Here is a 25,917-nt window from a genome sequence, read left to right as displayed (position 1 = left end):
GCCACATGCTGGAGCCAAACATAACCAACCAATTGAAAAAGACGCTGAAAGCGAGCATCGAAAACAAGGAAATCGCCGGTGCGAATTATATGGTGATCAAGGACGGGAGTGAAGTTTTTTACCATGAGGATGGGATGGCTGACATAGAGTCAGGACGCCCTATCGCAAGGGATTCGATTTATCGTTTATATTCGATGACGAAACCGGTCACCGCCACTTCCGTCATGATGCTGCTCGAGCGTGGAGAGATCGATCTGTTCGATCCGGTAAGCCGCTATATTCCGGGGTTCAAGAACCCCCTGGTTGAGAAAAACGGTGAACTGGTGCCAGCCAGCCGGGAGGTCTGCATACACGATTTACTGAACATGACCTCTGGTTTGGTATACGGCGGAACGGACAAAGCCGGGCAGCATACAGACGCATTGTTCCAGGAACTAAGCAGCCGTTTGAACACGGATAACGCGATGAGCACCATGGAATTCGCTAACCGCCTGGGCCAAGGCCCCCTTTCGTTCGACCCGGGTTCGTACTGGCAATACGGAACGTCGGCTGACGTTCTTGGCGCAATTGTGGAAGCGGTTAGCGGCATGCGCTACGGCCAATTTTTGCAGAAAGAAATTTTCGGCCCGCTGGGAATGCAGGATACCGGCTTCTGGCTGCCTGAAGATAAAAGAGCGCGCCTTGTGAACACCTATCAGGATGACGGCGAAGGCGGGCTTAAGCTATACGCGGAAAGTCATCTAGGCATCGGCCATCAGATGGACCGGGAACCGTTGTTTGAGTCAGGCGGAGCAGGCCTTGCATCTACGATTGATGATGCGGCCAAATTTACGACAATGCTGATGAATCAAGGCACCCTAAACGGTGCGACTTTATTGAAGCCTAGAACGGTTCAATATATGACGTCGGCTTCTTTAAGCAGCTGGCAGCAAAAAGGCTTCGATACGTGGCATTCCTTATGCGGCCATAGTTATGGTAACCAGATGCGCATCATGACTGAGCCAGGGAAAGCCGGCTGTCTCGGCAGCCGCGGTGAATACGGCTGGGACGGCTGGCTTGGGGCCTATTTCACCAACAGTCCGGCAGACGCGCTGACCGTACTGTTCATGGTTCAGAAAAAGGATGCCGGCACGATGGCCGTTACCCGCAAGCTTCGCAACATCGTGTTCAGCACGCTGTAAGACAAAAAGGGTCCATTTCTTGTTCCGGAGAAAGAACAAGAAATGGACCTCTTTTAAATATATAAGCTACAGCCTTCTTCTGGCCCCATTGCTTTACCACTGGGCATTATCTCTGTTGGTGTCTATGACTTCAAGCAGACGGTCAGGAAAATTGGTATATACCCCATCCACGCCCCAGGAATAGGCTTTATCCATGTTGAGCTGGTAATTTACTGTATAGGGCATTACCTTGAGCCCGAAATTCTTAACCTGTGCTACATATGCCGAACTGATCCCCTGAAAATTCGGACTAATTCCAACTGCATATGATTTTATCTCTTTCAGATAAGTTTCTGAGACTCTTTCTGCGTTGTAATCATACCAGACCAGCTGATATAACGGAATGTCCGGATTTATTTTGTGGAATTTGCGTAAACTGCCTGCGCTGAAGGAATGAATGGCTACCACATCCTCCAGATCATATTTCTGAATGGATTCATTGATTAGGGTTTCGATACCAGGGCTTGGTGCAGAATCCTTGATCTCCAGAATGTATTTGATCTCTTTGCCGAACGTTTCAAATACCTGATCAAGCGTGGGAATGGTAGTACCAGCATATTTGTCCCGGGCAAACATCGGGTAGGCCTCGTTGAACCAGGTTCCTGCATCTAACCGCTCCAGCTGCTCTAAGGTCATGTTTTTTACATAGCCTTTGCCATTAGTCGTGCGGTTAACGGTATCATCATGAATCACGACCGGAATCCCATCCTTGGTCAAGTGGATATCGATCTCAATAATATCTGCCTTCATCTCGGCCGCCAGCTCGAAGGCAGGGATGGTGTTCTCCGGAGCATATCCGGACGCCCCGCGGTGGGCTATCGTGTAGACTTTATCTGCAGGATCCATAATTTCTTTCACCTTCACCCGAATCGTCGGGGAATAGGCGTATAGTATTGTTAACAAAGAAACAAACAGCAATACATGTATTCCGGTAAAATACGCTTTGTGCCTGAACACCTTCATCATTCCGTTACCCTCATTCTTCTCTATCCTTAATGACATGAATATTATACTAACAGTTGGCCTAATTAAAATCCACAGGTTTCATTAAGTTGGAACAATTCATCCTTGCTATTATACTTATCATAGTTTGGACATAAGGAGGACATATGTTGGAAATAGTAGAGCTGGACCATCAGCACAATCAGCGGGAAATCTCGAGATTACTGGAAGAGCACAGCCAGCGTGCGGATCACAGCATTCCGCCGTATGAACGCGAAGAGCTCTCTCTGGCAGCTTACGAGAAAGGTACATTCATTGGTGGTATCACCGGGGACATAGTCTGGAATATATTAAATGTGCACCTGCTGGCAGTGGACCCGGAATACAGAGGTAAGGGTCTGGGCGGTGAACTTCTGCAGGAGCTGGAAGCCAGAGCCCGGCTGCGCGGCTGTAAAGTGAGTGAATTGACAACGATGAGCTGGCAGGCGCCGCATTTTTATCAGAAGCAAGGCTACGAAATTTTCGGGGAGATCAAGGATTGCCCGCTCCAGGGTCATACTAAGTATTATCTGAAGAAAAACCTATAATCCGTTTGCAGTTAGGTGCCAACAATCATAAAAGCTCCCGGGCAGCCCGGGAGCTTCTTACTTATTATTATGATCATCTAATAATTGCGTTACACTATTCCTTTAGTTTACTGATTTGTCATACTGCAGATAGACTACATGCGTCTGCAGGTATTCATTCAATCCATGTTTACCATCCGCTCCGCCGATGCCGGATTTCCGCCAGCCGGCATGGAATCCCTGCATCGCTTCAAAGTTCTCGCGGTTAATATAGGTTTCACCGTATTTCAGGCGTTTGATGACCTTCATCGCGACATTAAGATTTTGCGTATATAAAGAAGAGGTCAAGCCGAATTCGCTGTCATTGGCGAGCGCAATGGCTTCATCCAAAGTGGAGAAAGTAATTACCGGAATCACGGGCCCGAAGATTTCCTCTTGTACGATCTCCATGTCATTCGTAGCTTCTGAGATAACCGTCGGTTCAAAAAAGCTGCCTGCTCCCTCTACCTTTTTACCGCCGAGGAGGATTTTTGCACCTTCTTCAACTGCCCGGTCTACCTTTTGCTGGACGGAATCCTGTGCGGCCTTGTTGATCAGCGGCCCCATGTGGATATCTTTATCTTTTAACGGATCACCGTATTTCACTGCCTTCATGGCCTCAACCAGACGGGCCGTGAATTCATCCTTGATCTTCTCATGCACATAGACGCGCTCCGCACAGTTGCAGACCTGTCCCGTGTTGATTACCCGTGAATCTACAATAGCCTTGATGGCAAGATCCAGATCGGCATCGTCCATTACAATGGCTGGAGCCTTACCGCCTAGCTCAAGACTAACCTTGATGATGTTCTCAGCAGCAGCTTCCATCACCTTTTGCCCGGCCGGCACGCTGCCTGTAAGGCTGACCATTCCGACCTTTGGATTGCTGGCCAGCTCATTGCCCACCTCAGCTCCCCTGCCAGTGACAAGATTGAATACCCCATTGGGCAGCCCTGCTGCGTCAACAATTTTGCTAAAAGCCACAGCATTATTCGGGGATTCTGCACTTGGCTTGACGACAATCGTATTTCCGGTGATCAGGGCTGGAGCCATCTTCCGGGCAATCAGAAAGAACGGGAAATTCCAGGGCAGAATACCTGTAGTTACCCCGATTGCGCGTTTAAATACAAAGATGTTCTCGTTATCGCGGTCACTCTGAACGATTTCCCCTTCATAACGTCGTGCCCATTCAGCCATATAATCCATATAATCCGCTGTAAAATTAACCTCTACGGTAGATAATTCCAGTGTCTTGCCCACTTCCTCGGAGATCAGTCTGGCGATGTTGTCCGCCTCTGCACGAATCCCGTCTGCTATGGCATGCAGATACTTCCCGCGTTCAACCGCAGGTGTCTCCTCCCAGGCAGATTGGGCTTCTTCTGCAGCATTGATGGCTCGAATGACATCATTCCTAGTAGCCTTGGGAACCTGTGAGATCACTTCATCTGTTGCAGGATTCGTTACTTCCATCCACTCTTTGCCTTCTGCTTCGGTAAATTGGCCATCGATGTACATCAAATGTTTGGTCACTGTTTCTCCCCCTCAAGGTGATTGTTCCATTTCCCACCAATAGTGTAAACGCTATCAATATTTATTGTCAATAAGATTCACATTTTTTATTTGTTTTTGTGTTGTTTTTTATTGACTTGTTGAGTTAAGCTATGGTTAGGGTTATTTCGATTGGAGGGATAAGGAGTGAAAGTCAGTATTTTTTCCACTTGTTTAGTAGACCTCATGACCCCGAAGGTCGGGATCGCAATGGTAGAGGTTCTCGAGCGGCTGGGCTGTGAAATCGATTATCCGGCTTCGCAGGTCTGCTGCGGTCAACCGACCTACAACAGCGGCTATCTTGAAGATTCCAAGCTTGCGATGAAGAATATGATGCTTGCTTTTGAGAGCTCCGATTATGTCGTAGGTCCCTCCGGCTCCTGCGTCGCTATGTTTCATGAATATCCGAAGATCTTCAAGGGGGATCCGGACTGGGAATTGAAAGCGATTACTTTAAAAGAAAAGTCTTATGAATTCACACAGTTCATTGTAAAAGTACTCGGCATCACGGATGTGGGTGCAAGCCTTGACGGGACCGCTACCTACCACCGTTCCTGTCATATGACCAGACTGCTGGGTGAGAAGGAAACCCCTTTTCAACTGCTGGAGCATGTAAAAGGGCTGCACATGGAGCCGCTCAAGAACAGCGATAACTGCTGCGGGTTTGGCGGGACCTTTTCGGTGAAGATGCCGGATATTTCCGAGCAGATGGTTGATGAAAAAAGCAGCTGTGTCCTGGACACCGGAGCGGATATTCTGATCAGCGCAGATATGGGCTGTCTGCTGAATATCGGCGGCCGTCTGTCCCGTAAGGGAGAACCTGTGAAAATTATGCATATTGCGGAAGTGCTGAACCATCGAAATCCTGTGATTGCCAAAGGAGGAAGCCAGACTTGAGCCTGCAAACGGATAAACGTGATTTCAGCGAACGGACTACAGACGGACTCGGGGATTCATTTATGCGAAATGCCGTAGGTTCAGCGCAGGACAGTCTCAAGACCAGGCGTTTGTCCGCGGCTACCGCGCTCGGAGATTGGGAGCAGTGGCGGACCGCAGGCCAGCAAATCCGTCAGCATACCCTGCAGAACCTGGATTATTATCTGGAGCAGCTCGCGGGAAACATTGAGAAAAAAGGCGGCCATATTTATTTTGCAGCGACCAAAGAAGAAGCCAGCAGCTATATTCGGGATGTTATCGTACAGAAAAAGGCTAAAAAAATCGTTAAATCCAAATCCATGGTCACAGAGGAAATTGAGCTGAACCATGTACTGATTGAAGCCGGCTGTGAGCTGATTGAGACTGATCTAGGTGAATATATCCTGCAAATGGATGATTGGGATCCGCCATCACATATTGTGGCTCCTGCACTGCATAAAGACCGGCGGCAAATTCAGCGGGTGTTTACGGAGAAGCTTGGATATACAGATGATGAAAGTCCTGAGAAGCTTGCCCGGTTTGCCCGGAAGGTCCTGCGGCAGAAATTTCTGGAGGCTGAGGTCGGAATCACAGGCTGCAACTTTGCTGTCGCCAACCTGGGGGCAATTAACCTGGTGACTAATGAAGGCAACGGCGATCTGACAGCGGCCATCCCCAAAACGCATATCGCCGTGATGGGCATGGAGCGGATTGTACCTACACTTGCGGAAATGGAGGTACTGGATAATCTCCTCTGCCGCAGTGCCGTTGGACAAAAGTTAACAAGCTACATTACCGTAATGGGACCCTCCGTAGCCGGTGACACGGACGGCCCTGAAGAATTCCATCTGGTTGTCGTAGACAACGGCCGCTCAGACATTCTCGGCAGCGAATTCAATGAAGCTTTACAATGTATACGCTGCGGGGCTTGCCTGAATGTCTGTCCGGTCTACCGCCATATCGGCGGTCATGCCTACGGGTCCATCTATCCGGGGCCGATTGGTGCCGTCATCACGCCGCTGCTTGGCGGATACGATGACTATAAAGAGCTCCCTTTTGCCTCCAGCTTGTGTGCGGCTTGTACGGATGTCTGCCCGGTCCGAATTCCGTTGCATGAACAGCTAATTCTGCACCGGCAGAACATCGTTAAGGAGAACCGGACCGGTTCCATGGAAAGATTCCAGATGAAGGCGGCGGGACGGCTGCTGTCCTCCCCTGCTCTATTCGGTAAAACACTGCGGTTTGCGCATCCGGCCAGCCGGCTGATGAGTAAGCATGGCCGAATTGTCAGAGGGCCGGAATTGATCCAAGGTTGGATTGGCGCGCGCGATCTTAGCCAACCCGTCAAGCAGCAGGACAGCTTCAGGGCCTGGCTGGACAAACGTAAAGGAGAGTCGGGCGAATGACAGTCTCAGGGAATCATCATACATCAGGGAATAATAAGGAATCCTTTCTGAACACGATTGCCTCCAAGCTGGGACGGGAACGCAGGCACGAGGTTCAGCTGCCGGATATTCAAAGTTTGCTCCCGGACAGCTATGGCAGTCTAACTCAAGACGATCTGATAGACATTCTTAAGGAGCAGTGCTTTTTCATCCACACTCAGGTCATTGAGTCGAAGCCGGAGATTCTGCAGAGGACACTCGATGATCTGATTGAAGCTAATGGCGGAGGAAGCGTAATGACTTCCGGCGATCCCCGGTTTGCCGCTTACGGACTTAAGTTCCCGGGTTCATTCGCGTGGGAGGAAGCTGCAGGAAGAGAGCTGAATATTATGCGAGCTGAATCGGCGAACACAGCGGTTATTTTTGCTGATTATGCTCTTGCCGAATCAGGGACAATTGTTGTGGAGAGCCGCCCGGATCAGGGACGCTCCCTTCATTTTCTGCCTGCTCATTATATTGCGGTAATCGAAAAGGAGCGGATCGTGCTTCGCTCCACACAGGCGGCAGCAGCCCTGAACAGGCGGGTTCAGGCCGGTGAACCGCTGGGCTCATCGATAAATCTCATCTCCGGCCCGTCTAATTCAGCTGATATTGAGATGAAGCTCGTTGTCGGGGTGCATGGACCTTTGAGCGCCACCTATGTTCTCATATAGAATATTTTTTAGAGCGCATAAAAAAAGAAGACCGGACATTCCGGTCTTCTTTTCCAGTTACTTCTCCCAAAGCTCAATCAGCCGGCCGTCAGGGTCTTCGATCCAAACAAACTTTCCATATTCACTTTCCTCTTTTTGCTTTGCAAGTGGTACACCAAGCTGTTCAAGATGCTTAAGGGTCTCGTTCAGATCGTTCACCTGGAAGTTTAGCATCACCTGTTGTCCGGTTGGAAAGTAACTGTCATTCTCGGTGAAAAAAGAGAAGATCGTCTCATTTCCCGATTGGGGTTGGATCACAGTCCCATTCCAATCTCCTATCTCAAGTTGCAGCACTTCGCTATACCATTTTTTTATAGCTTCCAGATTCTTCGTTCTCCAAAAAATGCCTCCAAAACCTAGTATCATCGTATCTGCTCCTCCCTGCCAGCAAATTTTGTAGCATTCCGGTTTAATTAGATATTCGATACTTAAAGGGAAGTTCCTTCGGCAGGAATTACTCCGCCTGTACAGATGCAGCACGTTCCTTTTTGCCAGGTGCCTTAGAAGATAATTTAAGAAACAGCGATACGGCAAAGCCTAATGTAATAATACCGCCTAACACGCTGAAGGACAGCGGATAGTTCTCAGTCTTTAATAATCTCAAGGCTATAATCGGCCCTGTACTGGCACCAAGAAAGAGAATAAATGCATTGAATGAGATCGCAGCACCTCTTGCATTCCCGCCTAGCTGACTGACAGTGGAGATAATAACGGGAGTTACCAGCGCGATACCCGCCACGAATACAACGCTCATGAGGACAATTAACACCAGATTCGGCACTAAACCCAGCGTAAGCAGCCCGATTGCAGACAAAGCCAATCCGCCCCGTAGCACAGCTGTCATCCCCAGCTTTTGCGCGATCCGACCTGAGAAAGGTGCTACTAGCATTCCCGCAATTCCGATTGCCCGGACATACAGGATCTCCTGCGCAGAGAGTCCGAACTTAGTTGAACTTAAATAATCTCCCAAGACGGTATACATGCCGACAAGAGTTAATAGCAGCACAAAGGTTATAGAAAAGGCCGCCAGCAGCTGGGTTTGTTTCAGCAAGCTTGTCATTTGCCTAAACTTCAGCAGCACATTTTCTTTCGGCCGGTGCAGCTCGTCTTTCGGGAGAAAGCCGATGACGATTACTGCAGTAATCCCGTATAGAATCCCTAATATGTAAAAAATAGCCCGCCAGCCGAGAGCATCGTGAACGATTCCGCTAAATACCTGGCCAACGATCCCTGCCATTAGTAGTCCTGAGCTAATAAAACCAACAGCGGTAAGCCTTTTGTGAGGCGGGAACATCTCTCCTGCATATACAAGTGAAATAGGCGCAAAGGCGGCGGCCACCAAACCTTGCACGCCTCTGAGCACAATAAGCCCGTAATAACTATCCACAAAACCTATCGCAATGGTAACGACCGTTAACCCGATTATACCAGCTACCAGAAATACTTTACGTCCGTAGCGGTCGGAGAATGGCCCGTAGAGCAGACAGCCCAACGCATAGCAGAGGGAGAACGAACTCCCAATCCAAGCCGCCTGAGCCGCGCTAATCTGGAACGCCTGGGTAAATACATTCGCGAGCGGAATCGTAATATACATACTGGTCAGAATAACTAACCCGCACCAGAACAAAATGACCGTCATCAAAGAATAGTTTTTATTATACTGCTGTAGGTCTACAGTCTGGTTCATATCCGTGATCCCCCCGTTATCTTATTAATTTTTCAGGACAAGCGGTCTAAGTTTATTTCGGTTGTTACATTATCGTATAAAAAATAAATTATGTAAAATTTAATTTTATTCCATGGGAATATAAAAAGCCAAACCGCATTAATGTGCGATTTGGCAGATAAATATATATTCGATTGTTACTAAATTAGTCGTTGTTGCTCATCCAACCAAAATGGAAGCTTCCCGGTTGGTCCACCCGTTCAAAGGTATGAGCTCCAAAGTAGTCTCTTTGCGCCTGCAGCAGGTTGGCCGGAAGACGTTCGGAACGGTAGCTGTCATAGTAAGCCAATCCAGAAGCAAAGGCCGGAACCGGAATGCCCCGTTTAACTGCGATCGCCACTACATCTCTCCACGCTTCCTGGTAGTTATGAACGACGCTGCTGAAATACTCGTCCAGGAACAGGTTTTTGAGCTCAGGGTCACGGTCATAAGCGTCCTTGATATTCTGAAGGAAGCCGGCACGGATAATGCAGCCTCCGCGGAAGATCATTGCGATGCTGCCATAGTTCAGGTTCCAGTTATACTCGTCCGAAGCCACTCTCATCTGGGCAAAGCCCTGGGCGTAAGAGGCAATTTTGCTGGCATACAGTGCTTTGCGGACTGCCTCGATGAATTCCTTGGCGTCGCCGTCGTAGCCCTTAACCTCAGGCCCCTTCAAGCGCTTGCTTGCAGCGACGCGCTCTTCCTTCATGGCCGAGATAAACCGTGCAAAGACGGATTCGGTAATGATTGATAACGGAACGCCGAGATCAAGCGCATTCTGACTAGTCCACTTGCCGGTTCCCTTTTGACCTGCAGAATCCAGGATCACATCGACCATTGGTTTGCCGGTTTCCGGATCTGCTTTGGCGAAGATGTCGGCAGTAATCTCGATGAGATAGCTGCTTAACTCTCCATTGTTCCATTCTGAGAAAATCTCATGCAGCTCATCTGTATTCAAGCCCAGTACATCCTTCAGCAGCTGGTAAGCTTCACCAATGAGCTGCATATCGCCGTATTCGATACCGTTATGCACCATTTTCACATAGTGCCCGGCACCGTCTTCACCGATATAAGTCGAGCAAGGATCGCCGTCCACTTTGGCAGAAATGGCAGTCAGGATAGGTTCAACCAGCTCGTAGGCATCCTTCTGCCCGCCCGGCATAATCGCCGGCCCCTTCAGCGCGCCTTCTTCACCGCCCGACACACCTGCTCCGATAAAACGGAAGCCTTGCGCCTGCAGCTCTTTGTTCCGTCTCTGGGTATCCGGGAAAAAGGCGTTCCCGCCGTCAATCAGAATATCCCCAGGTGATAAATGCGGCACCAGCTGTTGAATTGTATCATCTGTCGGTTTGCCGGCCTTAACCATGATCATGATTTTGCGCGGCAGCTCGAGCGACTGGACAAACTCCTCAATACTGTATGCGCCGACGAAGTTTTTGCCCGCTGCTTCAGCAAGCAGCTCATCTGTTTTCTCACGGGAGCGGTTGTACAGAGCTACCGAGAACCCCTTGCTCTCCATATTCAAGGCCAGATTCTTACCCATGACGGCTAAGCCGACCACACCAATTTGTTGTTTACCCATCGTCAATAGACCTCCCTATGATTTGTGCAGGACAATTAGACCTGTGGAGCTTTCTTCCAGTCGGCAGCGAACTTCTCTAGCCCCTGATCGGTCAGCGGGTGCTTGGAGATTTGCTCGATCACGCTGAAAGGAATAGTGGCGATATGCGCACCAGCCATCGCTACTCGGGTCACATGGTCAGGATGGCGGACCGAAGCGGCGATAATCTGCGCGTCCAGGTTATGAATGCGGAACAGTTCGGCAACTTTTACAATGAGCTGAACCCCATCCTCTGAAATATCATCCAGACGGCCGAGGAACGGTGATACATAAGTGGCTCCGGCACGGGCCGCGAGCAGCGCCTGGTTGACGGTGAAGATCAGCGTTACGTTCGTTTTCACGCCTCTTTGAGTCAGATACCGGCAGGCTTCCAGACCTGCGAGCGTCATCGGGAGCTTGATGGTAATGTTTTTGTCATAGTTATTGATCTTGATCAGTTCATTCGCCTGTGCGATCATTTCTTCCGCGGTAATGGCATCCGGAGTAACCTCAGCGGATACGGACTCCACCTCAGGTACAATTTGAAGAATTTCTGCAATGCGGTCTTCAAACTTGACGCCTTCTTTGGCCACGAGAGACGGATTCGTTGTGACGCCGGACAGAACGCCGATCTGGTATGCTTTTTTGATGTCTTCTACATTTGCTGTGTCGATGAAAAATTTCATTGTGATAACCTCCATTTTTTAGTTGAACTAAACTTAGTATTAAAAATTTGAAGCATCGGGTAAAGAAACATCGTTTTCTTCTTCTTCAACACCGTTTGCAGCTTCGGCAGTATCGAGCCACCAGTGATGTCCCTTCTTGGCCAGCAGCTGATCTGATTCGGCAGGTCCGAATGAACCCGCAGCATAGGTGTGAAGTGGAACTGTATTCTTATCAAAAGCATTTAGGATCGGCTGCACCCATTTCCAGGATAGCTCAACCTCGTTCCAATGGGCAAAAAATGACGGATCACCATGTAATGCATCATGTATAAGGTTCTCATATGCCTCAGGAACCTCAATAGAGCTGGTATGGAAATCAATATGCATGGCCTTGAACTTCCCTTTATGCTGTGGATCTCTTGCTTTCAATTGGAGGGTTAGCCCCTCGTTCGGGCTGATCTCAAACACCAGCAGATTCGGGATATCATTCTCTCCGGCCGATGAGCTCTGCTTGAGAGGCTCTTTGAACTCGATCACAATCCGCGTCGATTTCTCCTTCATGCGCTTTCCGGTCCGGATATAGAACGGCACATCTTTCCAGAATGGATCGTCAATCTGTAGTCTGGCCGCAATAAAGGTATCGTTCGTTGATCCTGCCGGAATTCCCGGCTCAGAGAGATAGCCCTGGACCGGCTTACCCTGGATCGTGCCAGCAGTATATTGCCCGCGGACCACGTTAAACTGGACATCCCCCTCATCCAGTGACTCCAGTGCTTCCATTACCTCTTTCTTCTTGAAGCGTACCTCGTCCGGGGAACTGTCCTTTGGCAAACGGATGGCGAGCATCATCAGCAGCTGCAGCATATGATTCTGGAACATATCCCTGAGTGCACCTACATGATCGTAATAGCCTGCCCTTTCTTCCACACCCACGGTTTCGGCTGCGGTAATCTGCACATTGGAGATGTAACGGTTATTCCAGAGGGCATGAAGCACCGGATTACTCTGCTGGAACACATCGAGCTCCTGAACCATCGGTTTGCCGAGGTAATGGTCGATCCGGTAAATTTCTTCTTCAGTAAAAGCCTCGCTCAACTTCTGATTCAGTTCCTGTGCAGACAGCAGATCATGTCCGAAGGGCTTCTCAATCACCAGGCGCTTCCAGCCCTTGGCGTTACCCAGACCGCTTTGTTTAATATTGAAGGCTATTGTCTCAAAAAACTCTGGGCCAACAGACAGATAGAACATCCGGTTCGGGGAACCCCCCGCACGTTTCTCCTGCTGCTCAACCCGCTGAAGGAGCTTCTTATAATCCTCTGTATGCCCAACATCCAGCACATTATATCGGAAGGACTTCAGGAAGCTGCGCACGGACGCAGAATCTTTCACTTCCCGCCGGGAAAAGTCCCGGATCGACCGTTCCACCATCGCCTGAAAGGCTTCATCAGCTACTTCTCTTCGGCCAAGACCAATCACAGAGAATGAATGGTTAAGCTTGTGATCGAGAAAAAGATTATATAGCGCAGGGTAGATTTTTCTCCGGGCCAAATCTCCTGTCGCTCCAAACAAAACAAACGTAGTTGCCTCCATCTCCATTCTCCTTCTGCTCTGGTTTATCTTTCCTGGTTACACTATAATACAAATACGAACTATACAAGTAATTAATATATTTCACAGGAGCTATAGACTATGTCTATGATAAATTTCGAATTATACAAGGTTTTTTACTGGGCTGCCAAGACCGGAAGCCTGACTCAAGCCGCCAAATCGCTGTATATCACCCAGCCGAGTGTCAGTCATGCGATTAAGCAGCTGGAGGACAGCTTAGGCCTGTCCCTCTTCATCCGGAATTCCAAGGGCGTTGCACTGACACCGGAGGGGGCCATTCTCTACTCTTATATAGAACAATCGCATATTCTTATCACACAGGCCGAGAAGAAAATGGCCGAGCTCAAAAACCTCGACAACGGGGAGCTGCGGATTGGCGGCAGTGATTCCCTGTTCAAGCATTATCTGCTGCCGTTTATTGAGATCTTTCACCAGCAGTACCCCGGTATCCGTCTTCATCTGATCCATGGTACGACACCGGAAGTGATCTCTTATTTAAAAGAAGGTCTCGTAGATTTAGGAGTGGTGCGTATGCCGATCACCGATCCGCAGCTTGAAGTACGGCAAGGGCTCCAGCTGCAGGACTGCTTCATCGCAGGCAGCCGTTATGCCGAGCTGAATCAGAAGGTGCTCTCTATCGAAGAGCTGCTTCAGTATCCTATTATCCTGTTCTCGCGGAGCAGCCGGGCGCGTATGGCCATTACGGATTTATTTCAAGGCTACGGATATGAGCTGAAGCCCGAATTCGAGGTCGGCAGTGTGGGCCTGCTGATCGAATTTGCCCGCAAAGGCCTCGGCATCTCCTTCGTGACCCGGGAATTCGTATCCAAGGAGCTGGAAGAGGGCTCGCTCTTTGAGATCAAGCTGGATGTACAGCTTCCTCCTGCCCAGGTGGGGATGATGACCATGCGGTATATGCCGCTGACGACCGCAGCCAGCAAGTTCATCGAGCTTACCCGTAGAGCATGATCTTGGCGAAATGCATAATATTTCCTATAATAAAAAGGGTCGCGCCTTTAGCGCTGATCTAAATTGGCTGTTAAGTATGGAGCTGCCTAATCAGCTTTGACAGCTCCCAAAAAGGATAGGGTTAAGGAGGATCCATGATGACTGTTGAAAGTTTTCAAATCCGGGTACCTGATGAAGTGCTTGATGATCTGAAGTATAGGCTGAATCATGTCCGCTGGCCGGAGCCGCTGGGATCAACCGGATGGGAACATGGTACTGATCTAAGCTATCTGCAATCGCTCGTTACCTATTGGCAGGAGCAATATGACTGGCGGGAACAAGAAGCCAAGCTCAACCGCTTTTCACAGTTTCGCAGTAATGTCGATGGGGTAGATGTGCATTTCATTCATGAGCGCGGAAAAGGACCAAGCCCAATGCCGATTATCCTAACGCACGGATGGCCAGACAGTTATTTGCGGTACCAGAAGATAATCCCTCTGCTTACAGATCCAGCCCGTTACGGCGGTGATCCTGAGGACGCTTTCGATGTAATAGTCCCCTCATTACCCGGATTTGGCTTCTCCAGCTGCCCGGACTATCGCGGAATCAACAATTCCCGTGTTTCTGAGGTATGGGCTAAACTAATGACCGAGGAGCTCGGGTACAGAAAATTCGCTGCTGCAGGAGGCGATATCGGTTCAGGAGTTACCCGATACTTGGCATCGAACCATCCGGAGCTTCTATTTGGCATCCATCTCACCGATATCGGTATTATTAAAAGCCTTATGAATCCAAATGATCAGGCAGAGCTTTCCGAGGAAGAATTGCACTATAAACGAAGTGCCCAGGAATGGATATCCCGGGAGGGCGGCTATATGACCCTTCAATCGACCAAACCTCAGACCCTTGCGTACGGACTTTCCGACTCACCTGTAGGACTCGCCGGCTGGATTATTGAAAAATTCCATGCGTGGAGCGACTGTAAGGGGGACCTCCGGAACAGCTTCAGCGAAGATGAACTGCTCACTAATATCATGATTTATTGGGTTACCAATACGTTTGGGTCTACAGCCCATATATATTATGAGAATACGCATTCTTTGCCTCCACTCGGCCGCATTGAGGTACCGACAGGTATTGCCATTTTACCGGCCGATGTCTTAACACCACCCAAAGTTTGGGCTATGCGCAACCTGAATATCACCCGCTGGACCTCATTGCCCCGGGGCGGGCATTTTACCGCCATGGAAGAACCTGAGCTCATGGCTGAGGACATTCGTGCATTCTACAGACCCTTTAGGACCCGAATGGAAAAGGAATAACAGATTCTCAACCAAAAGATGCCCTCTGCCGCAGTGCGGGGGGCATCTTTGTGTGTGGATATAGTTAAGAATCAAGCATCAGATTGCTTCCTGATACGGGTGTGTACGCCTACTTTAATTCGATGGTCTGGTTCAGATTGGACTCTTCCGTATCCTGATTCGTTAACCGTTTGAACAGGTAAGAGGCCTTTTCTGCCAGGTTTCCACTCTTCCAGTATTCAGCCGCTTCGGCGTGTACCTGGATCAGAATTACATTCGGATCATCATAGCTGGTCTTCAAAAAAGCATCATAGCCCGCATTCCAGAATTCTTTTTTCTTCTCCAGATCCTGCACGATTCTGGCTGTTCCGCGGATGGATACATAGGATTTACCGGCGTATACGACATTCACTCTCGGATCATGAAGAACTTCTCCGAACTTGCTGGTATCTTTTTTCGTCAGGAACCATAAGTCTCCGTCGAATTCAACCTCCTGAGTCTTCATTGGACGGGATACCAGACCTTCTGGCGAAATCGTAGTGAACATAGCCGTATCGATTCCTTTAATAAGTTCTCTTACCGTCTCAACCGCTTCCTGATGATTATTGTTCATCGTTGACATGCTTACCGCCTCATTTCTTCTGAGTTATGGGAATAGGTTATCCAATCGTCTACCTATTATTAACCAAAGTTACAAAATCCGATCTCTGTTTGGCGTGCATCTAATCCTCTTTATTCATAGTAGTCAGCTCTACCCACACCTTCATCAGACAATTTCAAAAGGGAAAATCCTGCAGCACTTATATTGACTTTCCAACATATAGTGATTAAAATAAGAAACGCACACTAAATATAGTGTGATAATCATTTTCAGTACATCTAGCAATGGTTCCAGGTTTCTATCCTATTAAAATTTGCAGCAATATTTACAGGAGGACTGACACTATGCTGGTCGCATACGATTCAAAAACGGGAAACGTCAAACGGTTCATCAGCAAGCTTAAGCTGCCGGCTGTGCAGATCGAGGAGCATATGACTATAGACGAGCCTTATGTACTAATTACATACACCACCGGCTTTGGACAGATTCCAGAGAAGGTGTCTGCTTTTTTGAGAAACAATTACAGCAATCTGAAAGGCATCGCTGCCAGCGGCAATAAGAACTGGGGCGAGCTGTTCGCCCATAGCGCGGATTTGATTGCAGACCGGTACAATGTGCCAGTCATTGGGAAATTTGAATTGTCCGGCACATTTGGCGATGTGGAGCGGATTAAACAGGAGGTGAGCCGGGTTGCGGCATATTGAACTGAACAACATGTTGATGAAGCGGGACGAGAGCGGCTTCTTTCAATTGACTAAAGACCTTGAGGCGGTAGCCGAATTCATGCGGGACGTTGAGCGGCGGAGCCTGGTGTTTGCAGATACCAAAGCCAAGGTTGATTATATGATTGAACAGGATTTCTACGAGAATTTTTACGCGCAGTACAGCTTGGCTGATATTGAGGAAGTCTACGGGATTACCCACAGCTACAACTTCACCTTCCCCTCTTACATGGCAGCCTCGAAGTTCTATACGGACTATGCTGTAAAAAGCAATGACCGCAAGCAATATCTGGAGCATTATCCGGACCGTGTGGCGGCAGTCGCACTTCACCTGGGACGCGGCAACGCTGAGACCGCCGGTACACTCGCCCGCTCGATGATGGAACAGCGTCTGCAGCCGGCAACGCCCACCTTCCTGAATGCCGGTAAAAGCCGGCGCGGCGAGCTCGTCTCCTGCTTCCTGATCGAGATGGATGATTCACTTAATTCCATTAACTATGTACTGAATACCTGCATGCAGCTGTCCAAAATCGGCGGCGGTGTAGCCGTTAACCTGTCCAAGCTCCGCTCGCGCGGGGAGACGATCAAGGGTGTCGAGGACGCGGCTAAGGGTATTATGCCGGTGCTCAAGCTGATGGAGGACGGCTTCTCATATGCCGATCAGATGGGTCAGCGTAAAGGCTCCGGAGCAGCCTACTACAATATTTTTGGCTGGGATGTCCTGGAATTCCTCGACAGCAAGAAAATTAACGCCGACGAGAAAACAAGACTTAAAACCCTCTCCATCGGCCTGATCATACCGAACCGCTTCTACCAGCTGGCTAAGGATAATGAACCGCTGCATGTCTTTGCCCCATACACGGTGTACAAGGCTTATGGAACACACCTGGATGATATGGATCTGGATGACATGTACGATAAGCTACTGGCTGATCCGCGTGTGAAAAAGAAAAAGGCAATGAATGCACGGGATATGCTGACCAAAATCGCAATGATCCAGCTGGAATCCGGCTATCCGTATATTATGAACAAGAGCAACGCCAATGAAGCGCATGCCCTTAAAAATGTCGGCCAGATCAAGATGTCCAACCTCTGTACGGAAATCTTCCAGCTGCAGGAAACCTCGGAGATTAACGATTACGGACAGGAGGATACCATCCGCCGTGATGTAAGCTGTAATCTGGCTTCCCTTAATATTGTTAACGTTATGGAGCATGGCAAAATCCGTGAATCTGTGCATGAAGGCATGATCGCCCTCACCGCCGTCAGCGATATGACCAGTGTCTCCAACGCCCCGGGCGTAGCCAAAGCAAACAAGGAAATGCACTCTGTCGGCCTTGGCGTCATGAATCTTCACGGTTATCTAGCCAAGAACAATATCGCCTATGAAAGCGAACAGGCCCGTGATTTTGCCCGGACCTTCTTCATGACCATGAACTTCCACTCTCTTGAAAAGAGCATGGAAATTGCTGCCGCAACTGGCCGTTCGTTCCATGGCTTTGAAGCATCCGACTATGCTACAGGCGTTTATTTCGAACGTTATCTGACCACGGATTACCGTCCGGTTACACCTAGAGTGCAGGAGTTGTTCGGGGATATGTATATCCCTTCGCCTGCTGATTGGGAACAACTGCGGGATAAGGTAAAGGCAAACGGCCTCTACCATGCTTACCGGTTAGCGATTGCACCGACAGCGAGCATTTCCTACATTCAGAATGCCACTTCAAGCGTGATGCCGATTGTGGAGCAGATCGAAACACGGACTTATGCCAATTCAACTACGTACTATCCGATGCCCTACCTGCGGCCGGATAATGTATTCTTCTATAAATCGGCTTACCAGATGGACCAGTTCAAGGTGATTGACCTGATCGCAGAGATTCAGCCTCACATCGATCAGGGCATCTCGACGGTTCTGCATGTTAACAGCGATGTATCTACACGGGAGCTGGCCCGCTCATACCTGTACGCTGCACATAAAGGCCTGAAGTCGCTGTATTACACCCGGACCAAGAAGCTATCCGTTGAGGAATGCCTCACCTGCTCGATCTAACTAGGAAGGCTCTGGCCGCAGAAAAGGAGATTGCAAGATTATGAGCGCTATCCAAGCCGTTAACTGGAACCGTCCTGACGACGATTTCTCTTTGATGTTCTGGAACCAGAACATTATGCAATTCTGGACAGATGATGAAATCCCCCTATCCGATGATAAAATGTCCTGGCTCACGCTCAGTGAGCATGAAAAGGACTCCTATATGAAGGTGCTGGGCGGCCTGACGCTGCTCGATACGATTCAGGGCGGAGTCGGCATGCCGCAGATTATGGAGCATGTCGATGGCCTGCAGCGCAAGGCTGTGCTGGGCTTCATGGGCATGATGGAACAGATTCACGCCAAGTCGTACAGCAGTATTTTTACCACCCTCGCTTCTACGGAAGAAATTGACGGGGTATTCCGCTGGGTGGAAGAGAATCCGCATCTGCAGTTCAAGGCGGAGACTATCTCTCAGTATTATAAAAACATTGACTCCCCTAAAGACTTGTACCTCGCTATGGCAGCCTCCGTGTTGCTGGAGAGCTACTTGTTCTACAGTGGATTCTTCTACCCGCTGTATCTGGCCGGCCAGGGCAAAATGACCTGCAGCGGTGAGATTATCGATCTGATTCTGCGCGATGAGAGCATTCATGGGGTGTACGTCGGTGTACTGGCGCAGGAGATTTTTGACGGACTTGAGGAAGAGGAGCAGCGTGACCTGCATCAGACACTTGTAGGCCTGCTCCGTCTGCTGCATGAGAATGAAGAACGTTATACGGAACAGGTGTATGCTCCGATCGGACTGGTGGACGAGGTTAAGACCTTCCTGCGCTACAATGCCAACAAAGCCATGATGAATCTCGGCCATGATCCGCTGTTCGATGAGGAAGAGATCAATCCGATTGTCCAGAACGGCATCAGTACCCACACGAAGCAGCATGACTTTTTCTCGAAGAAAGGCAACGGATATATCCGTGCACTGAATGTGGAGCCACTGAAGGATGAAGATTTCCAGTTTTAAAAACAAACAGCTGCTGTCCAGGACTTGTTTAGACGTCCTGGGCTGCAGCTGTTTTGACTTTTAATACATTCGTTCCTCACCGGTAATCGGATTTTTAAATGCGGACTCAATATCACTGCGGGTAAGCTCATCCGCAAACTCGGGTTCATTTTTACCGGAGGAGATCGCAGGATTCACTTTTTTAGCTGGCATAGCTTTGGGATCCGTTGTTTGTTTTGACTGTTTATCCATAGGTAAGGATCACTCCTTCAAGGCATAATTTGCCTCTATAGGATACCGATAAGCAAGGGGTTTTATGCAATTCGGAGTAGTGATCGTAGTTTTTTACAAAATAGGTGACAACAACCTTGCTACAGCTTCTTTGAATTTGGCCAGCTTCGGCCGTACCTCGTATCTCTCGAGTGTTAACTCCGAGCACTCAGTACTATCTTCTAAGAATAAGTCATGCAGCTGACTGGCAATGACTTCGTCACAGACCAGTGCATTCACCTCAAAGTTTAGCCGGAAGCTGCGGGTATCAATATTCGCTGTACCGACAGATGCGATTTCCTGATCCACTACAATCGTCTTCGCATGCATGAATCCTTTTTCGTATTGCAGGATTTTGACGCCATAGGGCAGCAGTTCACCGGCATGCGCCAGGGTTGCCGAATAGACAAACATATGGTCCGGCTTATTGGGTATCATAATTCGTACATCAACTCCGGATAACAGCGCGATTTTGCAGGCATCCATAAAGCTGGCATCCGGGACAAAATAAGGCGTTTGAATGTAGATGCTCTTTTTGGCGGAAGCGATTAATTTCAGATACATATTCTTCAGATGCTCTGTCTGGGAATTCGGGCCGCTGGAGATGATCTGGACCACACTTTCACCAGTATGCCTTTCCGTACGGAAGGGTAACTGCTCCGGGTGCTTTTCACTGCGATTCGCAGCCTTGTTCCAGTCCAGGAAAAACCGGCCTTGAATCTGATCGACAGCTCCTCCCTTGATCCGGAAATGAGTGTCCCGCCAATAGCCCATTTTCTTGTCGAGACCGAGGTACTCATCCCCGACATTAAATCCGCCGATATAGGCAATCTCTCCGTCAATAATGCACAGCTTTCTGTGGTTGCGGTTATTAATCCGGAAATTAATCAGCCGGAACAGTGACGGGAAGAATACTTCTACCGTTCCTCCATATTCGATTAACTCCTTGAAGAAGGAACGTGATATCCGCTTGGAGCCGATTTCATCATAAAGAACGCGTACCTGGACGCCTTCCTTCGCCTTCAGTGTCAGCTCATCCCTTAGCCTTGTCCCTAATTCATCGGGCTGAATGATATAATACTGCACGTTGATTTCTTGGGTTGCATTGCGGATATCCTCGAACAGCGAATTAAATTTCTCCCGCCCGTCATTAAATATCTCAATTTCGTTGTCGGAGGAGATAATTGCGTTGGAGGAAAGCAGGTTCATTTTGAGCAGATCGGCATACTTGGCTGTAAGTCCCCCCTGATAATCTACATTCATCATCTGTTCATCGATAGCCGATTGAAGGTACATCCGCTCTTCAGCGGTTAGGTTGTAGAAATTTCTCTGCTTAAGCTGTCTGCCGAAGAAAATGTAAAACAGAAATCCGACCACAGGGATAAAAAACAAGACCATCAGCCAGGCCCATGTGGACCCGATATCTCTACGCTCAATGAAGACAACAACTGCAGCCAAAATAATATTGAGTATGGTTACAAGAGATAGACTAAGTGTGAAGAGGCTCCCCCATTCCAAATCGTGCCAGCCCCTTTCAGATGCATTTGCTGCGTATAGTTTGTACAGTAACTATTTAATAACCAAACATCCCCCTACTCGAAGCAGCAGCTTCCTGGGGAGTTGTGGAAGATAGAAGCGGATCGCTTACTTCAAGTATTTTCCCGTGATGGATAGCTCTGCTTGAACGATCTGCTGAGGCGGGCCTTCAAACACCACCTGGCCTCCCCGGCTCCCTCCATCCGGTCCCATATCGATGATCCAGTCAGCTTGGCTGATCACATCTAGGTTGTGCTCAATGACAATCACGGTATTGCCGGCATCCACGAGGCGGTTCATGATCTCGAGAAGATGTCCGATATCTGACATGTGCAGGCCCGTTGTCGGTTCATCCATCACATAGATGCTGCCCTTCTTATACAACTCACTCGCTAGTTTAATTCGCTGGCATTCCCCACCCGAGAGTGTACTGAGCGGCTGGCCGAGTGTAATATAATTCAGCCCCACATTACTCATTGCCTGGAGCTTGCGGACAACCTCTTTTAACTGGAAAAAATCCAGAGCCTGCTCCACATTCATCTCCAGCACATCGGCAATGGACTTGCCATTCAGATGATATGCCAGCACCTCTTCCTTAAACCGGTTACCTCCGCATACCTCACATGGCAGCTTTATACTATCAAGGAAACCAAGATCTGTATAGACAACTCCGAGCCCTTGGCAGTTCTCGCAGGCCCCCTTGGAATTGAAGCTGAACAAACCCGGGCTCACCTTATTCGCGGACGCAAACGCTTTGCGCACATCGTCCATAATGCCTGTGTATGTTGCAGGATTCGATCGTGTTGACACGCCTACAGAAGATTGGTCGATGACGATCGCATCTGGATGCTGGCTGAGGAAGACATCGTTAATCAGTGTGCTTTTGCCTGAACCGGCGACACCCGTAACTACTGTCAGCACTCCGGCTGGGATATCAACACTAATGTTCTGCAGGTTGTGTAGTGAGGCCTCCTTGATGGGCAAATATCCGGACGGCTGCCTGCAGTCATGCTTCAAATGAAGCGGTCGTTTCATATAACTGCCTGTAAGTGTACCTGCCTCCAGCAGTCCTTGGAAGCTTCCCTCATATACGATATTCCCTCCGCGGCTGCCGGCGTGAGGACCAACGTCGACGATATGATCTGCAAGCTTGATTACATCCGGATCATGCTCAACGACGATCACTGTATTCCCCTTGTCGCGCAGCTTCCGCAGCAGTTCATTTAACCTGTGTACATCACGCGGGTGCAGGCCAACGCTTGGCTCATCGAAGATGTAAGTGACATCCACCAGACTGCCGCTCAAGTGCTTCACCATCTTGACGCGCTGAGATTCACCGCCAGACAAGGTATCCGTCTCACGGTCCAGCGTCAAATAGTCAAGACCGATATCGACCAGATGCTGGAGCCGCTCCGCCAGCGATTTGACGACCGGCGCAGCGGCAGGATCATCAATCTCACGGATGACACGGATGAGCTGTCCTACCTCCATAGAGGACAGGTCCGCAATGTTGTGCCCGTTGATTCTGCATCTGAGTGCAGCTTGGCTGAGTCTAGCCCCATGGCAGCTGGAGCAGGGTCCCTCGGTGATATACGGCGCAACAGCTTTTTGGGTACGCTCAGACTTCAGTTTCACATCCTGCTTGATGTATTTGTTAGTGAATTTCTCAATTACACCTTCTACTGTAATATTCGTTGCTTTACCGGCGAAATCCATCTGCACTTTCCTTGCCTTGGCGTACAGCAGTTGCTCCAGTTCCTCTTCCGAATAATCGCTCAGCTTCTTATCCAGATCGAAGTCTCCGGACTGCACGATCATATTCCAATCCCAGCCGTTCACCGAATAGTCGGGAAGTTGGATGGCTCCTTCATTCAAAGACTTCGACATATCCAGCGCCTTGCTCATATCCACAGCCAGCCTACGGCCGATACCGCCACACTCGGGACACATCCCCGCAGGATCATTGAATGAGAACATATTCGCTTGTCCGACATAGGGCTGACCCGCCCTGGAGAAAAGCAGTCGCAGAATAGGAGATATATCCGTAATCGTACCCATCGTGGAATGGGATCCGCCGCCCAGCCGCTTCTGGTCTACAATAACGGCCATGCTCAGGTTCTCAATAGAGTCTGTATCGGGCTGCGGATATTTCGGCAGGAAGGTGCGCACAAACATGCTGAAGTTCTCATTCAACAATCGCGTGGATTCTGCAGCAATCGTATCGAAGACGATCGATGACTTGCCGGAGCCGGATACACCGGTGAAGATCGTGATCTTCCGTTTGGGAATACGCAGGGACACATTTTTGAGATTATTTTCTCTTGCTCCTGAGATTACGATATACTCCTGATTCATTTCGCTCATGCCTGACATCCTTCCGGTTCATATTGATATTAGTATTCAATCATAGGCAATCTCTTAGGATTGTGTCAATACAGAACCAGTCGATATATCTTTACAAATTTTAGATAATAGGAAAAGACGCAAGAACTACTCCATAGGAGTAAGTTATTGCGTCTTTTATGCGTAGTGTTATCTTAGAAAATCGTTGGCACCATTCCCCCGTCCATGCGGATCGGAGAACCTTTGAAGGCTGAAGCAAATGGACTGCATACGAACGCAGCCAATCTGCCAATCTCGTAAGGCCTGATGAAACGCTGGATTTCGGATTGGGGAAGATTGGTACTCATGAAGGTTCGCTCTTTCTCAGCAAAAGACCTCTCATCATTGGCGTAGATGCCTTCGATGATCTGCTGCACATTTTCAGACAACGTTGGCCCAGGCATGATCGTGTTTATGGTAACTTCGGTCCCGATAGTTAGTTTGGATAAGCTTTTGGACAAGGACAGCAGCATCGATTTGGTCATACAATACTGCGGCATTTGCCCGGATGGCATCACTGCTTCTTCACTTGCGATGAAGATAATGCGTCCGTAACCGTTCTTAAGCATCCTGGGGAGATAGAATCTAGCCAAACTGTTCGCTGCCAGTACATTCGTCCGGAAGTATCGCTCCCACACTTCATCATCAACGTCCTCATACTGCATCATTTCGTAGATGCCTGTATTGTTGACTAGAATATCAATGTTGTTGAACTTCGCAAATAAGGCTTCCCTCTGCTGAGCATCTGTAATATCAGCGGTTGCATTCCGGGGATTGGTGGACGGAAATTGCTGTCGGATTTCCTCTACAACGCGTTCGGCTTCTTCCTCACTTCGGCCATTGATCAGCACATGTACACCTTCCCGGGCGAGCTCCATAGCGATTGCTTTCCCAATCCCTTTTGTCGATCCCGTTACTAGAGCCGTTGTATTCGTTAATCCCATATCCATCGTTCATCTCTCCTTGTGTTCTTACTGCACTGGATAGAGATTATGATACCTTGTCCGGCACTTCTGGTAACTAGCCTGTCCCGCCATTTTACTTGTTGGACACGCCAATTTACTAGACCGTCGTCACAGCAGGACTTAGATGTTCGGAACGCCAACGGGCTGGAGTATCTCCTTCCCACAAACGGAAGGCACGGTAGAATGAGTTCTGATCCTCATATCCGATAAGGAAGGCTACTTCTTTAATATCAAGCGAAGGGTCGGCCAGATATTCCAGTGCCTGCTCATGCCTTGCCTCAGTCAACAGCTGCTTGAAGCTGGTCCCTTCTTCAGTAAGTCTGCGCTGCAGGGTTCGGTCGCTCATCCCGAGTTCACTGGCGACAGCCTGAATATCCTGGCGCCCTGCTGTGAAGCTGCGTTTCATGATCCATTTGACAGTCCCGGTCAAAGAGTGGATGCTTAACCGTTCATCCAAGGTATGATCCAGCACGGGTGTCAATATCTGCAGCAGCTCTTCGTTATAGGAGATGAACGGGAGGTCAAGATTTATCCGGTGGAGTGTCAACCGGTTATGTTTCGCCCCGGTCTGAATCCGGGCGCCAAAATACGTCTCCAGCGCCCGTACGTCTTCCATAGGATACGTGAATTCAACGAGTTTGGCATTCACATGTTGTCCGGTGCCCCGCCGGCCGAGCTCCAGCAGAGTAGCCAGGGTGATCCCGGCTAGTACCGGCGGACCGGTCTGCACACCTGACTGCCAGTTCAGATCAATCGTACAGCTATCTTTATCTTCATTGATATGTAAGTTCTCAGGCGGACACATTTGTTTATACCGGGCCATCCGGTATAACGCATCGCGATAGTTGCGGGCGTGGTATGTCGCCAAGACTGAAGGCGGGTACTGTGCTGTTTCAAACGCGCTGGATAACCTGATAATACTCTGTGAGATGTCTCCGACGAGAACGGAATATGCCAGCCAGATTGCAAAATATTGGGCGGTGGTAACCCCGTTTGAATCCTTAATTGCAGTTAGCGGCAATCCTGCTTGCGAAGCGACTTCGTGCAACGATAGCCCAATGGAGCTTAATCCTGCCCAGAATCCTGGCGGGATCTTTATACGTTCAGATGGATGATGGAATGCCATCTTGATCTTCCTCTCTTTAATCTAATGCCGTGTAGAATGGCAGCAGTAAAAGTGTCTATTGTTACGATTGGAAGCTTCATGATACG

23 protein-coding genes are annotated in these 25,917 nt (G+C 49.1%); 10 read left to right on the top strand and 13 right to left on the bottom strand.

Translation table 11 applies throughout. The annotated features are described in order from the left end of the window. Positions 1 to 5 precede the first annotated feature (5 nt). The gene (locus L6H70_RS03975; RefSeq protein WP_236329982.1) at positions 6 to 1,181 is read left to right on the top strand and encodes a serine hydrolase domain-containing protein; all 1,176 of its coding nucleotides are present in this window, start codon (positions 6 to 8) and stop codon (positions 1,179 to 1,181) included. 93 nt (positions 1,182 to 1,274) lie between these two features. Here L6H70_RS03975 and L6H70_RS03970 read toward each other — a convergent pair whose 3' ends face one another. After that, a complete protein-coding gene (locus L6H70_RS03970; RefSeq protein WP_236329979.1) occupies positions 1,275 to 2,222 on the bottom strand; it encodes a glycerophosphodiester phosphodiesterase in 948 nt (315 codons plus the stop codon). A gap of 110 nt (positions 2,223 to 2,332) precedes the next feature. On the opposite strand from L6H70_RS03970, the gene L6H70_RS03965 reads away from it, so the two are divergent. Further along, complete coding sequence (locus L6H70_RS03965; protein WP_236329976.1) at positions 2,333 to 2,749, top strand: GNAT family N-acetyltransferase; 417 nt, start codon at positions 2,333 to 2,335, stop codon at positions 2,747 to 2,749. Positions 2,750 to 2,851: 102 nt separating this feature from the next. Here L6H70_RS03965 and aldA read toward each other — a convergent pair whose 3' ends face one another. Continuing rightward, on the bottom strand, positions 2,852 to 4,297 hold the full coding sequence (gene aldA, locus L6H70_RS03960) for an aldehyde dehydrogenase (protein WP_279306725.1): 1,446 nt from the start codon (positions 4,295 to 4,297) through the stop codon (positions 2,852 to 2,854). 165 nt (positions 4,298 to 4,462) lie between these two features. Between aldA and L6H70_RS03955 the strand changes: the two genes are divergently transcribed. From L6H70_RS03955 to L6H70_RS03945, 3 genes are read left to right on the top strand one after another with little or no spacing between them, the layout of a single operon-like run. Then, positions 4,463 to 5,212, top strand: a complete 750-nt coding sequence (locus L6H70_RS03955) for a (Fe-S)-binding protein (protein ID WP_236329974.1) — start codon at positions 4,463 to 4,465, stop codon at positions 5,210 to 5,212. Continuing rightward, positions 5,209 to 6,636, top strand: a complete 1,428-nt coding sequence (locus L6H70_RS03950; RefSeq protein ID WP_236329972.1) for a LutB/LldF family L-lactate oxidation iron-sulfur protein — start codon at positions 5,209 to 5,211, stop codon at positions 6,634 to 6,636. Before L6H70_RS03955 ends, L6H70_RS03950 begins: the two co-directional genes overlap by 4 nt. Next, positions 6,633 to 7,328 carry a LutC/YkgG family protein gene (locus tag L6H70_RS03945; RefSeq protein ID WP_236329970.1) on the top strand — a complete coding sequence of 232 codons (696 nt, stop codon included), beginning with the start codon at positions 6,633 to 6,635 and terminating at the stop codon, positions 7,326 to 7,328. The genes L6H70_RS03950 and L6H70_RS03945 overlap by 4 nt, the downstream gene beginning before the upstream one ends. Positions 7,329 to 7,385: 57 nt before the next feature. Here the strand turns inward: L6H70_RS03945 and L6H70_RS03940 are convergent, their stop codons facing one another. From L6H70_RS03940 to zwf, 5 genes are all read right to left on the bottom strand, one after another. Next, on the bottom strand, positions 7,386 to 7,733 hold the full coding sequence (locus L6H70_RS03940) for a VOC family protein (protein WP_236329968.1): 348 nt from the start codon (positions 7,731 to 7,733) through the stop codon (positions 7,386 to 7,388). An 88-nt stretch (positions 7,734 to 7,821) separates the two neighbouring features. Beyond that, the gene (locus L6H70_RS03935) at positions 7,822 to 9,054 is read right to left on the bottom strand and encodes an MFS transporter (RefSeq protein WP_236329967.1); all 1,233 of its coding nucleotides are present in this window, start codon (positions 9,052 to 9,054) and stop codon (positions 7,822 to 7,824) included. Between the two features lie 184 nt (positions 9,055 to 9,238). Continuing rightward, positions 9,239 to 10,657 carry an NADP-dependent phosphogluconate dehydrogenase gene (gene gndA, locus L6H70_RS03930; protein WP_236329964.1) on the bottom strand — a complete coding sequence of 473 codons (1,419 nt, stop codon included), beginning with the start codon at positions 10,655 to 10,657 and terminating at the stop codon, positions 9,239 to 9,241. A gap of 35 nt (positions 10,658 to 10,692) precedes the next feature. Then, positions 10,693 to 11,361, bottom strand: a complete 669-nt coding sequence (gene fsa / locus L6H70_RS03925) for a fructose-6-phosphate aldolase (protein WP_236329962.1) — start codon at positions 11,359 to 11,361, stop codon at positions 10,693 to 10,695. Between the two features lie 39 nt (positions 11,362 to 11,400). Beyond that, positions 11,401 to 12,930 carry a glucose-6-phosphate dehydrogenase gene (zwf, locus tag L6H70_RS03920; protein ID WP_236329961.1) on the bottom strand — a complete coding sequence of 510 codons (1,530 nt, stop codon included), beginning with the start codon at positions 12,928 to 12,930 and terminating at the stop codon, positions 11,401 to 11,403. Positions 12,931 to 13,029: 99 nt separating this feature from the next. Here zwf and L6H70_RS03915 point away from each other — a divergent pair, with 99 nt between their 5' ends. After that, the gene (locus L6H70_RS03915; RefSeq protein WP_236329958.1) at positions 13,030 to 13,917 is read left to right on the top strand and encodes a LysR family transcriptional regulator; all 888 of its coding nucleotides are present in this window, start codon (positions 13,030 to 13,032) and stop codon (positions 13,915 to 13,917) included. Positions 13,918 to 14,054: 137 nt separating this feature from the next. Continuing rightward, complete coding sequence (locus L6H70_RS03910; RefSeq protein WP_236329956.1) at positions 14,055 to 15,218, top strand: epoxide hydrolase family protein; 1,164 nt, start codon at positions 14,055 to 14,057, stop codon at positions 15,216 to 15,218. A 109-nt stretch (positions 15,219 to 15,327) separates the two neighbouring features. Here the strand turns inward: L6H70_RS03910 and L6H70_RS03905 are convergent, their stop codons facing one another. After that, positions 15,328 to 15,819, bottom strand: coding sequence for a pyridoxamine 5'-phosphate oxidase family protein (locus L6H70_RS03905; RefSeq protein WP_370656191.1), 492 nt, complete (start codon positions 15,817 to 15,819; stop codon positions 15,328 to 15,330). A 323-nt stretch (positions 15,820 to 16,142) separates the two neighbouring features. Between L6H70_RS03905 and nrdI the strand changes: the two genes are divergently transcribed. From nrdI to nrdF, 3 genes are read left to right on the top strand one after another with little or no spacing between them, the layout of a single operon-like run. Continuing rightward, positions 16,143 to 16,502: a class Ib ribonucleoside-diphosphate reductase assembly flavoprotein NrdI gene (nrdI, locus tag L6H70_RS03900; protein ID WP_236329954.1), complete on the top strand. Its 360-nt coding sequence runs from the start codon at positions 16,143 to 16,145 to the stop codon at positions 16,500 to 16,502. Next, on the top strand, positions 16,489 to 18,573 hold the full coding sequence (nrdE, locus tag L6H70_RS03895) for a class 1b ribonucleoside-diphosphate reductase subunit alpha (RefSeq protein ID WP_236329952.1): 2,085 nt from the start codon (positions 16,489 to 16,491) through the stop codon (positions 18,571 to 18,573). Before nrdI ends, nrdE begins: the two co-directional genes overlap by 14 nt. A gap of 40 nt (positions 18,574 to 18,613) precedes the next feature. Then, entirely contained in the window at positions 18,614 to 19,573 is a 960-nt protein-coding gene (gene nrdF, locus L6H70_RS03890; protein ID WP_236329950.1) for a class 1b ribonucleoside-diphosphate reductase subunit beta, read from the top strand. Positions 19,574 to 19,633: 60 nt separating this feature from the next. Here the strand turns inward: nrdF and L6H70_RS03885 are convergent, their stop codons facing one another. The 5 genes from L6H70_RS03885 to L6H70_RS03865 form a co-directional block, all read right to left on the bottom strand. After that, positions 19,634 to 19,804 carry a hypothetical protein gene (locus L6H70_RS03885; RefSeq protein ID WP_236329948.1) on the bottom strand — a complete coding sequence of 57 codons (171 nt, stop codon included), beginning with the start codon at positions 19,802 to 19,804 and terminating at the stop codon, positions 19,634 to 19,636. A 93-nt stretch (positions 19,805 to 19,897) separates the two neighbouring features. Next, a complete protein-coding gene (cls, locus tag L6H70_RS03880) occupies positions 19,898 to 21,340 on the bottom strand; it encodes a cardiolipin synthase (protein ID WP_236329946.1) in 1,443 nt (480 codons plus the stop codon). A 126-nt stretch (positions 21,341 to 21,466) separates the two neighbouring features. Then, the gene (locus L6H70_RS03875; protein WP_236329944.1) at positions 21,467 to 23,722 is read right to left on the bottom strand and encodes an ATP-binding cassette domain-containing protein; all 2,256 of its coding nucleotides are present in this window, start codon (positions 23,720 to 23,722) and stop codon (positions 21,467 to 21,469) included. Positions 23,723 to 23,895: 173 nt separating this feature from the next. Beyond that, entirely contained in the window at positions 23,896 to 24,690 is a 795-nt protein-coding gene (locus L6H70_RS03870) for an SDR family NAD(P)-dependent oxidoreductase (RefSeq protein WP_236329941.1), read from the bottom strand. A gap of 112 nt (positions 24,691 to 24,802) precedes the next feature. Next, complete coding sequence (locus tag L6H70_RS03865) at positions 24,803 to 25,831, bottom strand: AraC family transcriptional regulator (RefSeq protein WP_236329939.1); 1,029 nt, start codon at positions 25,829 to 25,831, stop codon at positions 24,803 to 24,805. Positions 25,832 to 25,917 lie beyond the last annotated feature (86 nt).

Source organism: Paenibacillus auburnensis, from assembly GCF_927798115.1.
In the GTDB taxonomy this organism is placed as follows: domain Bacteria; phylum Bacillota; class Bacilli; order Paenibacillales; family Paenibacillaceae; genus Paenibacillus_AQ; species Paenibacillus_AQ auburnensis.
Note: the sequence above shows the minus strand (reverse complement) of the source record. Positions and strands in the feature narration are given on the sequence as shown.